This window comes from Stenotrophomonas sp. 3(2025), assembly GCF_052665395.1.
This window is the reverse complement of sequence record NZ_JBQOIF010000001.1, coordinates 114100-128100: the sequence shown is the minus strand read 5'-3', so window position 1 is coordinate 128100 and position 14001 is coordinate 114100. Positions and strand designations below refer to the sequence as shown.

Annotated in this window: 12 protein-coding genes; 1 reads left to right on the top strand and 11 read right to left on the bottom strand. The window is 67.9% G+C overall.

Annotated features, from left to right (window positions below; all coding sequences use genetic code 11):
* Positions 1 to 40 precede the first annotated feature (40 nt).
* From ACUXVE_RS00595 to ACUXVE_RS00565, 7 genes are all read right to left on the bottom strand, one after another.
* The gene (locus ACUXVE_RS00595; protein ID WP_445513588.1) at positions 41 to 991 is read right to left on the bottom strand and encodes a cation diffusion facilitator family transporter; all 951 of its coding nucleotides are present in this window, start codon (positions 989 to 991) and stop codon (positions 41 to 43) included.
* A gap of 115 nt (positions 992 to 1106) precedes the next feature.
* Positions 1107 to 1703, bottom strand: coding sequence for a nucleotidyltransferase family protein (locus ACUXVE_RS00590; protein WP_445513587.1), 597 nt, complete (start codon positions 1701 to 1703; stop codon positions 1107 to 1109).
* The gene (locus ACUXVE_RS00585; protein ID WP_445513586.1) at positions 1700 to 2692 is read right to left on the bottom strand and encodes an XdhC family protein; all 993 of its coding nucleotides are present in this window, start codon (positions 2690 to 2692) and stop codon (positions 1700 to 1702) included. Before ACUXVE_RS00585 ends, ACUXVE_RS00590 begins: the two co-directional genes overlap by 4 nt.
* Entirely contained in the window at positions 2689 to 4890 is a 2202-nt protein-coding gene (paoC, locus tag ACUXVE_RS00580; RefSeq protein ID WP_445513585.1) for an aldehyde oxidoreductase molybdenum-binding subunit PaoC, read from the bottom strand. The genes ACUXVE_RS00585 and paoC overlap by 4 nt, the downstream gene beginning before the upstream one ends.
* Positions 4887 to 5843 carry an FAD binding domain-containing protein gene (locus ACUXVE_RS00575; protein ID WP_222389446.1) on the bottom strand — a complete coding sequence of 319 codons (957 nt, stop codon included), beginning with the start codon at positions 5841 to 5843 and terminating at the stop codon, positions 4887 to 4889. Before ACUXVE_RS00575 ends, paoC begins: the two co-directional genes overlap by 4 nt.
* Positions 5840 to 6484 (bottom strand): aldehyde dehydrogenase iron-sulfur subunit PaoA, encoded by a 645-nt coding sequence (gene paoA, locus ACUXVE_RS00570; protein WP_222389447.1) that lies wholly within the window; start codon positions 6482 to 6484, stop codon positions 5840 to 5842. Before paoA ends, ACUXVE_RS00575 begins: the two co-directional genes overlap by 4 nt.
* 148 nt (positions 6485 to 6632) lie before the next feature.
* Positions 6633 to 9428, bottom strand: coding sequence for a PAS domain-containing protein (locus ACUXVE_RS00565; RefSeq protein ID WP_261311901.1), 2796 nt, complete (start codon positions 9426 to 9428; stop codon positions 6633 to 6635).
* A gap of 157 nt (positions 9429 to 9585) precedes the next feature.
* Here ACUXVE_RS00565 and ACUXVE_RS00560 point away from each other — a divergent pair, with 157 nt between their 5' ends.
* The gene (locus ACUXVE_RS00560) at positions 9586 to 10365 is read left to right on the top strand and encodes a CHAD domain-containing protein (protein WP_445513584.1); all 780 of its coding nucleotides are present in this window, start codon (positions 9586 to 9588) and stop codon (positions 10363 to 10365) included.
* A gap of 91 nt (positions 10366 to 10456) precedes the next feature.
* Here ACUXVE_RS00560 and ACUXVE_RS00555 read toward each other — a convergent pair whose 3' ends face one another.
* From ACUXVE_RS00555 to ACUXVE_RS00540, 4 genes are all read right to left on the bottom strand, one after another.
* A complete protein-coding gene (locus tag ACUXVE_RS00555) occupies positions 10457 to 10717 on the bottom strand; it encodes a hypothetical protein (protein WP_025874461.1) in 261 nt (86 codons plus the stop codon).
* Positions 10714 to 12063: a hypothetical protein gene (locus ACUXVE_RS00550; protein ID WP_093818407.1), complete on the bottom strand. Its 1350-nt coding sequence runs from the start codon at positions 12061 to 12063 to the stop codon at positions 10714 to 10716. Before ACUXVE_RS00550 ends, ACUXVE_RS00555 begins: the two co-directional genes overlap by 4 nt.
* A 24-nt stretch (positions 12064 to 12087) precedes the next feature.
* Positions 12088 to 13236, bottom strand: coding sequence for an SPFH domain-containing protein (locus ACUXVE_RS00545; protein ID WP_445513583.1), 1149 nt, complete (start codon positions 13234 to 13236; stop codon positions 12088 to 12090).
* A 217-nt stretch (positions 13237 to 13453) separates the two neighbouring features.
* The gene (locus ACUXVE_RS00540) at positions 13454 to 13987 is read right to left on the bottom strand and encodes a lipocalin family protein (protein WP_093818405.1); all 534 of its coding nucleotides are present in this window, start codon (positions 13985 to 13987) and stop codon (positions 13454 to 13456) included.
* Between the last annotated feature and the right edge of the window lie 14 nt (positions 13988 to 14001).

Sequence of the window (14001 nt, the reverse complement as noted above, 5' to 3'; positions counted from 1 at the left end):
TTCAGTGTGGCGTGCAGCGGGTGAAGCCGCCGCCATCGATTCACTCCGGGTCAGCCAGCGCCGCGCGCCGTCTGGCGAAGACTTCCGGCGTCTGCGGTTTCACGAAAAGCGCCACCAGTTCCGGGAACTCCTGCTTCACCGCACTCTCGATGCGGGTGATGCAGGCTTCGATCTGCGGGGTGGTGCGGTCGTCCTCGAATTCGGCGCTGAGCATGGCCACCACCTGTTCCGGGCCCATCTGCATGGTGGTCACGCCATTGGCACGGCGCAGGTCCGGATCGGTCACGGCCACCGCCATGATGCGTTGGGCAACGGCCGGGTGCGCAGGCTCGCCCACCAGCAGGCCCTTGGTTTCCCGCGCCAGCAGGAACGCGGTCAGCGCCAGCACGCCGGCAATGCACAACGAGGCGACCCCATCCAGTACCGGCATCTCCAGCAGCTGCGCGGCCAGCAGCCCGACCAGGGCAAAGCCGAGGCCGAGCAGGGCGGCACTGTCCTCCAGCAGTACGGTGAAGGTGGAGGGGTCCTTGCTGCGGCGGAACGCCTCGAAATAGCCCAGCGTGCCCTTGCTGCGCCGGAACTCGCGCAGTGCAACCCACCAGGAGGCGCCTTCGAACAGGATGGAAATACCCAGCACGGTGTAGCTGATTGCGTGGTTGGTGGCCGGTTCCGGCTGGCGGATGTGCTGGATGCCCTCATAGGCCGACACCCCGGCGCCGGCGGCAAAGACCAGCAGGGCGACGATGAAGCTCCAGAAGTACAGCTCGCGGCCGTAGCCGAACGGGTGCACGGTGTCGGGAGCCTTTTCGGCACGGCGCAGACCGTACAGCAGCAACACCTCGTTGAGGGTATCGACCAGCGAATGCACGCCTTCGCTGAGCATCGCCGAGCTGCCGGACAGGCCGGCGGCGATGAACTTGGCAACGGCGATGGCGAGATTGCCGGCCAGCGCGGCGTAGATGACAAGGCGGGAGCCTGAGGGTGCGGCCATGTGCGGGGGCTGGCAGGTAGCGGGCGCTCCATCCTGCGCGGCGGAGCGTCCGCGCAGCGTGTATGCCAAGCGTCCGCGCAGCGCGGTCGGGCCAGTTCAACTGTCGCCGGCGCCCTCAGGCGGACGCAGGATCCAGCCAGCCGAGCGCGCGCGCGCGGCGCAGGTCCTCGGGGGTATCGATATCGCATTCCAGCCCGGCGCCGGAGCAGCGCGCAATGCCTTCGGTCTGCCGCATCCGCCGGCCAAATCCCCCGTCTGCAGGTTGCAGTCCTGTGCCGGCAAACCAGCTGCCCGGCACCACCGCCGGCACGCCGATGGTGTCGCCCAGTACCGTGGCCGCGCAGCCGGATGGTGCAGCGGCTGCCGCGCCCAGCAGCGCGCGCAGGTGCTCCACGCGCAGCGTCGGTTGATCGCAGATCATCACCAGCACCTTGGCGGCGCTGTGCACGTGGGTAGCGGCCAGCGACAGGCTGCCGCCGATGCCGAGCCCGGGGTTGGAATTGCGCAGCCGCTGCGCCGGCAGGCCGTGCAGTTCTTCTTCGAAGCGTGGGTGCTGGGGCAGCACCACCACCAGCGTGTCCGGCGATGTTTCCAGTGCCAACCGCACGCTGCGTCGCAACAGCGTCTCTCCGCCCGCGCGCAGCAGTTGCTTGGGCTGTCCCAGGCGCTGGCTGCACCCGGCCGCGAGCACCACGGCCGCATGTCCGCTCATGGCGTGGCCAGGGGCGTTCCGTGCCGCCATGCCTGCAGCTGTGCGGCGATGCTCAAGGCAATCGCTTCGGGACCACGTCCGCCCAGTGGCAGGCCGATCGGTGAGCGCAGGCGCGGTTCCAGCGCGCGGCGCGTGTGGACATCCAGTACGCTGAAAAGGTCGTCCTTGCGACGGCGTGGCCCCAACAGCCCGATGAAGGGTACGCGCGAGCCTGCCAGCCGTTCGAGCGCGTCACGGTCGAGCTCGAAACTGTGATGCATCACGAGTGCGGCATCGGCCACGCCGGCGGCAGCGGAAGAACAATACGAACCAGCGGCAAGGGGCAGGTGCTCGCGCCAACGGGGTCGCGGTTCTTCAACATGCGCGCACCAGCCCAGCTGGTCCAGCAGGGGTAGCAGAAGCGTGGCCTCCGGGCCTGCTCCGTGCACGTGCACGACAGGCGACCGGTGCCACTGCAGCCGCCAGCGGTGGCTGCCGTCCAAGGACTGCGGGGCGGCAGGTGGCACCGTGCGGGTGAAGGTGAAGCCGGCGCAGCGGGCGTCCAGCCGTCCGTCGGCCTGCAGTGTCAGGTGCAGCGTGTGCGGCCCTTGCAGCCACGCATCGAGAAGCTGTTCGATGCCGCCGAGCTGCGGCAACGGAAGCAGTGCCAGCCACTGGCGACCCCGGCATCCGGTGGCGTTGCCGGAGAACAGCGCAGCGTCGTCTCGGCTGTCGATCTCCATCCATGCAATGCGCCCGGTATCCACCGCGTTGGCGGCCTGCCGCGCCAGCTCCGGTTCCAGGCAGCCGCCGCTCAGCCAGCCCACCTGTCGACCCGGTTCGAACAGCGCACAGGTGCCCGCGCGGCTGTAGCTGGACCCTTCCGTCTGCAGCACCACTGCCAATGCAGCCGCACGGCCGGTACGCGCCGCGTCGGCGGCAGCCTGCAGCACCGGGCGCGGGTTGCCGCCATCCAGATCCAACGGGGCAGGGTGGAGCGCACTGGTCATGCGATGTCCGGCAGGCCGGCGAGCAGCTTGTCCAGGGTCAGTGGATAGTCGCGCACGCGGATTCCGGTGGCGTTGTACACCGCGTTGGCCACTGCCGCGCTTACGCCGCACAGGCCCAGCTCGCCAACGCCCTTGGCCTTCATCGGCGACGACACCGCATCGCTTTCATCGAGGAACACCACCTCCTGGTGCGGCACGTCGGCATGTACGGGTACTTCGTAGCCGGCCAGGTCATGATTGACGAAGAACCCCAGCCGCCGATCCACCACCAGTTCCTCCGACAGCGCTGCGCCGATGCCCATCGTCATCGCGCCGATCACCTGGCTGCGCGCGGTCTTCGGGTTGAGGATGCGGCCGGCTGCGCACACGGCCAGCATGCGGCGGATCCGGCTTTCGCCCGAGGCCACATCCACGCCCACCTCGACGAAATGCGCGGCGAAGGTGGACTGCTGGTACTTCTCCTGCAGCGTGTCGAACTCGATGCTGTCTTCGGCCACCAGCTCGCCTGCCTGAGCGGCATCGGCAAGGGCGCGGCTGTGGCCTCCGGCGGTCACCTTGCCGGCGTCGAACTGCGCTGCCGCCGGATCCATTCCCAGCGCCTGTGCCACCTTCGTACGCAGTGCCATGCATGCGGCGTAGACGCCCGCGGTGGAGCTGTTGGCACCCCACTGGCCACCGGAGCCGGCAGCCACGGGATAACGGGAATCGCCCAGCTTGACTGTGACCTGCTGCAACGGAACCCCGAGCATTTCCGCGGCGGTCTGGCCGATGATGGTGTAGCTGCCGGTGCCGATGTCGGTCATATCGGTTTCCACGGTGACCTGGCCATCAGCGGCCAGGCGGACGCGTGCGCCGGATTTCATCACCAGGTTGTTGCGGAAGCCTGCCGCCACGCCCATGCCGACGAGCCAGCGTCCATCGCGCACTGCCCGCGGGGTGGCGCTGCGCCGCTGCCAGCCGAACCGTTCGGCGCCCGTGCGCAGGCACTGCACCAGCTGCCGCTGTGAAAAGGGGCGCTCGGGATTGGACGGGTCGACCTGGGTGTCGTTGCGGATACGGAATTCGATCGGATCCAGGCCGAGCTTGATGGCCATTTCGTCCATGGCGATTTCCAGCGCCATCAGTCCCGGCGTTTCGCCCGGCGCGCGCATGGCATTGCCTTCGGGCAGGTCGAGGGTGGCAAGGCGCAACGCGGCCAAGCGGTTGGGCCCCGCATACAGCAAGCGGGTCTGCTGCACCGCTTCCTCCGGCGAGCCCCCTGGCAGGTTGCCCGACCATGATTGGTGACCGATGGCGGTCAGGCTTCCTTCCGGTGTTGCGCCCAGCCGGATGCGCTGCAGCGTGGCCGGGCGGTGCGTGGTGTTGTTGGCGATCAGCGGCCGCTGCAGGGCCACTTTCACCGGCCGCTTGGCAGCGCGTGCGGCGAGCGCGGCCAGCAGCGCATCGGAGCGCAGGAACAGCTTTCCGCCAAAGCCGCCGCCGATGTAGGGCGACACCAGCCGTACCTTGTCCTTGGCAATGCCCAGGGTGCGGGCCAGATCGGTGCGGCCCCAGTCGATCATCTGGTTGGAGGTCCACACCGTCAGCTGGTCGCCTTCCCAGGCGGCCATCGTCGCGTGCGGCTCCATCATTGCGTGCGACTGGTCCGGGGTGTGGTAGGTCGCGTCGAGCGTAACCGCCGCCTGGCTGAAGGCCTTCTCGAAATCGCCGACGCGCGCATCGGGCTCCGGTGTCTGCAGGGAAGCGCCTGCCTGCTTGGCGTCGGCCAGATCGAAGTGGCCGCGCTGCGGGGCATAGCGGATGCGGATCTGTCCGGCCGCAGCGCGGGCCTGTTCGAACGTTTCGGCCACCACCACCGCCAGCGCCTGGTGATAGTGGTGCACCTTCGGACCACCCAGCAGCGGCGCGGCGTTGCGCTTGACCGGATGCAGCGGCCCGGCGGTGTCGGCGGTGACGATGGCCAGAACGCCGGGCGAGCGCCGCGCCGCCTCCAGCGCCATGCGGGTCACGGTGCCGGTGGCAATCCCCGCGCCGACCACCACGCCATAGGCGGGGGCGGAAGGCGTGGCGTCATGCCATTCGTGTGCGTAGGTGGCCTTGCCGGTGACCTTCAACGGGCCGTCGATGCGATCGTGCGGCTTGCCGACGACGGTCTGCGCATCGATCGGATTGCGGCCTGCGGGGGTGTCGAATTTCATGCCTCGGCCCTCACGTCCTGCAGGATGGAAGCCAATGTGCGTTCGGCCAGCGCCAGTTTGAAGGCGTTCTGCGCGGTGGGCACAGCACCCTGCAGCAGCACCGACATCACGGCGGCGGCGCCCTGTGGCAGGGCCGCATCGGCCGCAGCGCTGTGCCACGGCTTGTGCGCGACACCGCCAAGGGCGATGCGGCCGCTGCCGTCGGGCCGCAGGATCGCCGCCACCGACACCAGGGCGAACGCATACGATGCGCGGTCGCGCACCTTCCGGTACACGTGCACGCCACCCGGGGGCGGCGGCAGGATGACAGCGGCGATCAGCTCGCCCTTGTCCAGCACGGTGTCGATATGCGGCGTACGGCCAGGAGCGCGATACAGGGCGTCCAGCACGATGTTCCGGCGCGATCCGTCGGCGCGGACGGTCTCCACCGATGCATCCAGCGCCATCATCGCCACCGCCATGTCGCTGGGATGGGTGGCGATGCAGTGCTCGCTGGCACCGATCACGGCCAATTGCCGGCTGAAACCTTCGCGCGCGCCGCAGCCACTGCCGGGCAGCCGCTTGTTGCAGGGCTGTGCGGTGTCGTAGAAATAGGGGCAGCGGGTGCGTTGCAGCAGGTTGCCGGCGGTGGTGGCCTTGTTGCGCAGTTGACCCGATGCGCCGGACACCAGTGCGCGGGTCAGCACCGCATAGTCGCGCCGGATGCGCCGGTCGGCCGCCAGATCGGTATTGCGTACCAGCGCCCCGACGCGCAGACCCCCCTCGCGGGTTGGCTCGATGGTGTCCAGGTCCAGCCCGTTGACGTCGATCAGGTGGGCGGGCGTCTCGATCTCCAGTTTCATCAGGTCCAGCAGGTTGGTGCCGCCGGCAATGAACCGAGCGCCCTGGGTACGCGCCGCTGCCGCTGCCGCCTCGGCGGGAGAGTGGGCGCGCTCGTAGCTGAAAGCTCTCATGCGCTGGCCTCCCCGACGTCCTGGATGGCCTCGATGATGTTGGAATAGGCACCGCACCGGCAGATGTTGCCGCTCATGCGTTCGCGCAGTTCTTCGGCAGTGAGGGCGCTGGGCGCGTCCAACCCGGCGCTGACGTGGCTCGGTATGCCGGCTTTGATTTCCTGCAGCACGGCGACGGCCGAGCAGATCTGCCCCGGGGTGCAGTAGCCGCACTGGAAACCGTCATGCTTGACGAAGGCTGCCTGCATCGGGTGCAGTCGGTCTGGCGTGCCGAGGCCTTCGATGGTGGTGATCTTCGCGCCCTGGTGCATCACCGCCAGGGTCAGGCAGGCATTGATGCGCCTGCCGTCCACCAGCACGGTGCAGGCACCGCACTGGCCGTGGTCGCAGCCCTTCTTGCTGCCGGTCAGGTGCAGGTGCTCACGCAGGGCATCGAGCAGGGTGACGCGGGTGTCCAGCCGCAGCGATCGCGCTGTTCCGTTGACCTCGAAGTCCACCTGCATCAGTTCCGGTGCCCGTGCACCGGTCCGGTCCGGCTCCGCCGCAGCGACCACGGCAGGCAGGGCCATGGTGGTGGCCGATCCCGCGCTCAACTTCAGCAGCTCCCGGCGCGAAAGGGGAAGGTGTGACGGTGGGCTCATCGTGGCTCCTCGCTGGCTGCGGCAGGCAGGCTGGCTGGCGGTTTCACTGCCGGGACAGCATGGCGGTGCCGCGGTAGGCACGCGGTGAAGCATGACCCGGTCGCGCATTCATCCGCTGCCGGCTGCGGCGCAACCTGCGTGGTGGCCTTCAGCGATCGCCGGCCAGCGCGATCCTTACCCGCGAGGCCAGTTCGCCGATGGTGAACGGCTTGCCGATCAGGTGAACCTGCGCATCCAGTACGTTGTTGTCCACCAGTGCGTTGCGGCTGTTGCCGGTGGCGAACAGCACCTTCAGCTGCGGATGGCGCGCGCGTGCCTGCTCGGCCAGCTGCCGTCCATTGACCTCGGGCATCACCACGTCGGTAAACAACAGCGCGACCTCTGGATGGGCCTGCAGCAGCGCCAAGGCGCTGGCGGCGCCATCTGCGGCCAGTACCCGATAGCCGAGTTCAGTGAGGGCGTCGACCGAGAACGCGCGGACGGCCGCATCATCGTCCACGACAAGAATGTGCTCGCGCCCACCGTGCAGGGGCAGCGCACCGTCATCCGATGCGGCAGCGGGCATGTCGACGTCGGCCAGCAGCCGCGGCAGGTAGACCTGTACCCGCGTGCCTTTGCCGGGCGCGGAATCGAGTTTCACATGCCCGGCCGATTGCTGGACGAAGCCATACACCTGCGACAGCCCGAGCCCGGTGCCCTGGCCGACCTGCTTGGTGGTGAAGAACGGATCGAACGCGCGCGCCATCACCTCCGGCGTCATCCCGTTGCCGTCGTCGGTGACCGCGATCACGACGTAGTCGCCTGCAGGTACACCCGCATGCGTAGATGCGGTGTCGAGGTCGACGCGCTGGTTGCGGGTCTCGATCGTCAATCGGCCGCCGGAGGGCATCGCATCGCGCGCGTTGACCGCCAGGTTCAGGACCACGTTCTCCAGCTGGTTGGCGTCGGCATGGGTCCACCACAGGCCCGCGCCGAGTGCGGTTTCAAGGATGATGCTGCTGCCAAGGGAATGCACCAGCAGGTCGGTCATGCCGGCCACCAGGCGGTTGGCATCCATCGCCACCGGCTGCAGCGGTTGCTGGCGCGAGAACGCAAGCAGGCGCTGGGTCAGCTGAGCGGCGCGCTGCGCGCCATCAAGGGCCATTTCAATATACCGGCTGGCGCGCGCGTCGCTGTCGCCCAGGCGCAGCGCCAGCAGGTCGAGCGGCCCGATCACCGTCGCCAGCATGTTGTTGAAGTCGTGGGCGATACCACCGGTCAGCTGGCCGACCGCCTCCATCTTGCGGCTCTGGCGAAGCGCCTCTTCCACCCGCAGGCGCTCGGCGACTTCGGCCCGCACACGTGCCTCCAGCTGCCCGTTCAGCTCCTGCAGGCGCGCATCGGCCGCCTTCCGCGCGGTGATGTCGATGGCCACGCCCAGCACGCGCACGCACCTGCCGAACTCGAAGATGCCGCGGCCCTTGGCGGCGACCCAGCGGACGATGCCATCCTCCTTGCCGACGGTGCGGTACTCCACGTCATAGGTCTCGCGCCGCTCCGGATCGCAGGCGGCGGCGAACGCGGCCAGGGTTGCCGCGCGGTCGTCCGGGTGCAGTCCGGCACGGAAGTCGTCCATGGTCACCGGCGCACCGGCGGAGATGCCGAACATCGCCTTGGTGCGCGCCGGCCAGATCAGCACGTCCTGCACCATGTCCACGTCCCAGAACCCTTGCTCGCCTGCTTCGGTGGCCAGCCGCAGGCGCTCTTCGCTCTCGGCCAGCGCCGCTTCGGCGGCCTTCCGCCCGGAGAGATCCAGCATGGCCCCGATCATCCGCAGCGGGGTGCCATCGGCGTCGCGCAGGACCGTTCCGCGATCCAGCACCGACGCATAACTGCCATCCGCGCGCTGGAAACGGTACTCGTCCGTCCAGCCGCTGCCGTTCCCGTCGATCACAGCGTGGATGCCGTGATCGATGCGCGCGCGGTCATCGGGGTGGATGTGCTGCAGCCACCATTGCGCGGTCGTGTTCTTCTCCGTGTGGCCGAACAGGCTGGCCAGCGCTTCGTTCCAGATCACCTGGCCATCGGCGATGCGCCAATCCCAGATGGCATCGTTGGTGGCCTGTGCGGCCAGCCGGTAGCGCTCTTCGATATCGCGACGCTCGGCTTCGGCGGCCTTGCGGTCGGTGATGTCCAGCGACGTACCGACCAGGCCGATCACGGCGCCATCGGCGTCGCGCAGCGGCGATTTGGTCGACAGCCACCAGGCCCGGCGACCATCGGGGAAGCTCACTTCCTCCTCCAGCTGCTCGCTGTTGCCGCTGGACATGATGCGCTCGTCGGTCGCCATCACCGACGCCGCCTGCGCGGGGTCGCCCAACAGCTCGGCATCGGTGCGCCCGATATATTCCCCCGGCGGCAGGCCAATCAGCTCGGTGGTGCCGTGGTTGCCGATCAGCAGCCGGCCTTGCCGGTCCTTGGCATACATCACGCCCGGTGCCGCCTCCACGAACGAGCGCAGCAGCGCCTGTGCCTGGTCGCGCTCGGCCTCGACGCGCAGGCGTTCATCGATGTCGATCAGCACACCCGGGAAACCCAGCGCACGGCCCTGGCCATCCAGATCGACCCTGCCGATGCTCTCCAGCCAGTGGTAGCTGCCATCGGTGGCGCGCGCGCGGTACTGGTGGGCAAAGCGCCCGCCCGTCTGCACGGTCTGCTCAATCGCCGCCGACAGCGCAGGCAGGTCTTCGGGATGCACGGCGCCCAGCACGTCCTGCAGGTGCAGCTTCCGCTGTGCCATGGCCGGGTCCAGGCCGAAGGCGCGGGCCAAGGCCTCATCGACCGTGAGCTGGTCGGCCTGGACGTCCCAGAACCAGGTGCCGACGATGGCCCCGGCGGCCAGCGCCATGTTGACGCTGTCGGTGGCCCGGCTATCGCGGGTGGCAAATGAGGGCAGGGACGTCACGTTGATCTCGAGCGGGAGGATGGGTGCGGCGCCAGCGTGGCGGGATCAGCGCGGGCGAAGGGGCGCAAGTCTAGGCAGCGGCGCGTCACGGCTGCGTGGTGCCGGTTCCCGACGGGAGCAGGCTACACTGCGGCTCCCATCCCGGCAGGGAACATCGATGTCCGCAGCAGAACCCGGCGAGGCCTTTCGCCAGAGCGCGCTGCATGAGTGCGCCGCGATCGCTGCGGCGTTGTCGTCGGCATCCGACCCGCACCCGGCCATCCATTCCGCGCGCAAGGCCATCCGCCGATTGCGGTCCCTGTTGGCGCTGCTGCAGCATGCAGCGCTGGACGTCGAGACTGCCGACCTGGGATTGAAACGCCTGGGTGATGGCCTGTCCCGCCTTCGTGACGCGCATGTGGTGGTCGAGGTCGCCCGGCATCTGCAGGAGCGGGATGCCGATCGACGGTGGAACGGGGTCATTCGGATGCTGGTGCTGCGTCGTGACGGACTGCTGCAGGCGACCCTGCAGCGTGACCCGGGGTTCGCCCGCCGCCTGCGTGTGCTGGCAGCGGTGCAGCAGCAGTTGGCGGTCCAACCCTGGCATCAGCTGCGGCGTGGCTCGCTGCGCCGGAATCTCGAGCGTAGCTGGCGCCGCGTGGACAAGGCCGCCGCACGGGCGAAACGCGACGGCGGTGCCGCGGCGGTCCACCGCTGGCGACGACGCGTGCGCAGGCTGCGCATGCAACTGGATATCGCTTGCGACCTGCAGCTGCACGTGCACAGCAGGTCGCTGCATGCCTCGGGGCATCGTTACAAGGCGCTGCATCGGCTCAGCGACGAGCTTGGCCGGCAGCAGGACCTGCGGCTGCTGCGCAACCTGGTGCGGGCGATGCCTGCCAGTGACGACAAGCGCTCAGTGATGCAGCAGATCAACGGAGAGGTGGCGCCGGACTGAATCCATGGGCATCGGGACGTACGGCCGCCTGACGTTCCGGTTTGCTTCCAGGGCTGGGATGGTCCCAGCCCCCGAAGCGCTGGCGGAGCGTTCAGTCGTCTCCGCTGCTCACCCGCGCCACCCGCTTTCGATACTCATACACGTTGTCGCCGCGGATCCGCTTTTCCTGCGTGCCCGAGATCGAATCGACCCGGCGATCCGAGCCGGTCACCGGCTTGGCATCGATCTCGGTCTCGTGCTCGAACGAATGCGATTTGTCGGTATTGCGGTAGAAGCGGTACAGCGCCCAGTACAGCGCAGTTGCGCCGGCCGGGCCTGCGGCCAACAACCAAAGACCACTGTCATCACTCATGTGCTGGCCACCAGGAAGGCAATTGCGAGGGCTTCGATGATCGTACCTGCGGTCAGCGCCGCCAGCAGCATCTTCCACTGCTGCACCGGCACGCTGCCCATCGTTTCACCGGTCCGGCCGTTCACCGCGATGTAGTGCAGCATGCCGCCGTTCCTGCCGGGCTGGTGGTACGAATACAGCCACACCGGCAGGTACATGGCCACCCAGCGGGTGCCGTGCACTTCCAGTTGCTCCTGTTCCCAGCGCACGCCACGGTCGTAACGGCGCACCGTGCCTTCCACCTGCGCGCGGGCGATCGACAGCAGCTGGTCTTCCAGGCGCGGCCGCAGCTTCTCGACGTCCAGGTTGCGCTTTTCCGAAGTGAACCCGGCCAGGTACGAGGCGTTCCACTTCACAGCGTTCTTGGTGTCGAACGGCAGAATGGTGTTGATGATGTTGTTGGTGTTGGCGCGCGTGTCCAGGTTGCCGCGCTCGGCAGAGGATTCCAGCGGCAGGTCGTCCACGGTGAAATCGACCTGGCGTTCCACCTGGTAGACATCCGCGTCGTAGTAGGTCTGCTTGTTCTTCTCGGTGCCACGGGTGTACTCGCGGGTCTTGATCTCACCCTTGCCAGCCACCGCTGCGCTGACATTGCCGTCGACGATCATGTAGGGCAGGTACACGCCCACCACGTTCTCCGGGGTGAACTGCTCCTTGAACGCCTTGAGCGCGAACATCCGGCGCTTGTCGACGAACTGGCGGATGCGCGCGACCGCATCCTCCTTCTTGATATGGAACGGCAGCACGGCATCGGGTACCGCACCGTTGGCGATCTGTTCGTTCACGCCGAACACATGCCGGCACCAGTGGCAGCGCGCCGTCATCGTGCTTTCGGTGTTGACCGTGACTTCGGCGCCGCACCCGGTGCACTTGAAGGTCATCAGTGCCGAGGTGTCGGCATCGATATCGCGTGCGCCCGATGCGATGACCGTGCCACGCAGCTGGTCGATGGCTTCGCCCAGCCCGAATTCCTCCTCCACCCGCGCGCCATGCCATTGGTGACGGCAGTACAGGCAGACCAGGATGTCGGTGCCCAGCTTGGGCCGTATGTCGGTGGCGCCGCACTTGGGGCAGCGGTTGAGGCCGTCTTTCAGTTCGGCCGCAGCGGTGTCGATGGCGACCGGGTCGGGCGCCTCGACTTCGTTGCGGATGGCCTCAGGCAACCTGGAGGTATCCAGCGGGAAGCTGCCGGGCAGGGGAGGAACATCCTGCGGCGAACCGGGGCCGTCCAGCACCGCCGCCGGCAGGGGCGGGGGTGCTGAAGCGGAACCGGGCAGCGGCGGAGGCGTGTTTCTGGGATCGGACATGGTGGTTGCGCGTCCTGCGTCTTCTTACAGTCCCAGCGCCTTGGCCTTCAGCGCGTCGTAGTCGGTCTGGGTGATCAGGCCCAGGTCGAGCATTTCCTTGGCCTTCTTCAGCTTGGCCACCGGGTCGTCGGCGGCAGGGGCGGCCGGGGTTGCCGGCTGCTGCAGGTTGCCCGCGCCGAACATGCCCGATGCCATGCCCACGCCGACAAGCCCGGCGGCACCGCCGTTCTCACCGGCGGACTGGATGCCCTGGGCGACGCTGGCCTGCAGGTTGGAATTGCCACGCGAGCCGGACAGCGCATCGGCGCGCTGCACGGTCTTCAGCAGCTCGCGGGTGTTGGCGTCGTACTCGATCGAGACGATGGCGGTCTTGACGATGGCCAGGCCACGATCGGACTTCCACTGGTAGCCCTGTTCGACGGCGGCCGACAGGCTCTGCGCAAAGCCCAGCGAATCCTGCTGCAGCCTGGTGATGCGGTTACCCTTGCCCGGATCGTTGGTGTACAGGCTGAACGCCGGCGCCAGCGAACCCACCACTTCATTGAACAGCTGGCTGGCAGCAGCATTGTCCAGGTCGGTGAAGTCGAACACCTGGCCCGGCCGCAGGTAGCTGGCCGGAACGAAGTTCTTCACGAACAGGATCGGGTCGACGATCTTCAGCGTGTACGAACCACGGGTGACCGCGCCGACCTGGGTGTTGAGGAAACCGTCGTCCCAGTAGATTTCCGACTGGGTGCCGAAGCGGTTGTCCGGCAGTTCCTTCAGCGATACGAAGAAGGCGGCCTGCTGCGAGCCCGGCTGGCCGCCGAACTTGAAGCGCTCCCAGCTCTGCTTGATGAAGGTGCTGACCAGGCCGTCGCCGGCGAAGATCGACTGCGAGTTCAAATCATCCGAGCGCCACTCGTAGCCACCCGGCTCGGCAACGAACGCGGTGATCGCGCCATCCTGCAACAGCAGCAGGCCGTAGCCCTCGGGCACGACGATCTTCGAGCCGTTGCTGATGATGTTGGAGGAGCCGCCGGTGTTCGATCCGCGCCCGGCATTGGTGCCCTGCGGCACCGCTGCGAACAGGGCTGCCGTGGACGGCAGGCCGGTCGGCACGGTGTAGAAGTCCTTCCACTGGTCGGCCAGCACACCGCCGACTGCACCCTTCACCGCTTGTACCAGACCCATGACCCACTCCCTGTAGTTGCCGGACAGGCACCACGCCCGTCGTGCTCGGCTGACTATAGAGGAGGCGGCCTACATGCGGCTAGCGACCGGGCCAATCCCCATTCATCTGGTGGTCGCCCGGCCCTTTCCAGTGGTGGGGTGCAGGAACGCGGCGGCGTTCGTGCGGACGCGGTCACGGATGATCACCCTCCAATGCGGAACATCGCTTCGCGCAGGCTCAGCGCACCGACTGCGGCACCTTTCGCAGCTTGCCGGTGTCATAGCCCATTGCCTTGATGCGGGCGACCGCCTGCTGGTAGTCCGCCTCGCTCACCTGCGGCGTACGCGCCATGTACCACACGTAGTCACGCTTGCTGCGGGCCACGATGGTCTGGGTGTAGCCCTCATCCAGCCAGGCAATGAGGTACTCGGCCTGGATGGGCCAGATGAACTGCATGCCCCAGACCGCACCGTTTCCGTGCTTTTCCACACGACCTACCGGGTGCATCGACTTCTGTGGCGACTGGAAGCTGCCCTTGCGGTAGGTGAAGGTGGTCTGGATGCGGCCATCCGGCCGTAGCGCATAGCTTTCCACCGCGTCGAAGGCCTCCCGCTCGGGCCGGGACGGGATATGGGCGATGACGTACCAGTCGCCCATGAAGCGCGGCACGTCCACCTTTGGTGGCAGCGGGATGGGGCGGGTGTCGTGGCTGCTGCAGCCAGCGCCGAACAGGGCAACGGCCAGCAGCGGGAACAGCGATGCGATACGCATGGGGGCGGTCTCCT

What these genes read in the sequence shown, in the direction of transcription:
- ACUXVE_RS00595 (WP_445513588.1), bottom strand. Translation starts at nt 991, where the DNA reads ATGGCCGCACCCTCAGGCTCCCGCCTTGTCATCTACGCCGCGCTGGCC.
- ACUXVE_RS00590 (WP_445513587.1), bottom strand. Translation starts at nt 1,703, where the DNA reads ATGAGCGGACATGCGGCCGTGGTGCTCGCGGCCGGGTGCAGCCAGCGC.
- ACUXVE_RS00585 (WP_445513586.1), bottom strand. Translation starts at nt 2,692, where the DNA reads ATGACCAGTGCGCTCCACCCTGCCCCGTTGGATCTGGATGGCGGCAAC.
- paoC (WP_445513585.1), bottom strand. Translation starts at nt 4,890, where the DNA reads ATGAAATTCGACACCCCCGCAGGCCGCAATCCGATCGATGCGCAGACC.
- ACUXVE_RS00575 (WP_222389446.1), bottom strand. Translation starts at nt 5,843, where the DNA reads ATGAGAGCTTTCAGCTACGAGCGCGCCCACTCTCCCGCCGAGGCGGCA.
- paoA (WP_222389447.1), bottom strand. Translation starts at nt 6,484, where the DNA reads ATGAGCCCACCGTCACACCTTCCCCTTTCGCGCCGGGAGCTGCTGAAG.
- ACUXVE_RS00560 (WP_445513584.1), top strand. Translation starts at nt 9,586, where the DNA reads ATGTCCGCAGCAGAACCCGGCGAGGCCTTTCGCCAGAGCGCGCTGCAT.
- ACUXVE_RS00555 (WP_025874461.1), bottom strand. Translation starts at nt 10,717, where the DNA reads ATGAGTGATGACAGTGGTCTTTGGTTGTTGGCCGCAGGCCCGGCCGGC.
- ACUXVE_RS00550 (WP_093818407.1), bottom strand. Translation starts at nt 12,063, where the DNA reads ATGTCCGATCCCAGAAACACGCCTCCGCCGCTGCCCGGTTCCGCTTCA.
- ACUXVE_RS00545 (WP_445513583.1), bottom strand. Translation starts at nt 13,236, where the DNA reads ATGGGTCTGGTACAAGCGGTGAAGGGTGCAGTCGGCGGTGTGCTGGCC.
- ACUXVE_RS00540 (WP_093818405.1), bottom strand. Translation starts at nt 13,987, where the DNA reads ATGCGTATCGCATCGCTGTTCCCGCTGCTGGCCGTTGCCCTGTTCGGC.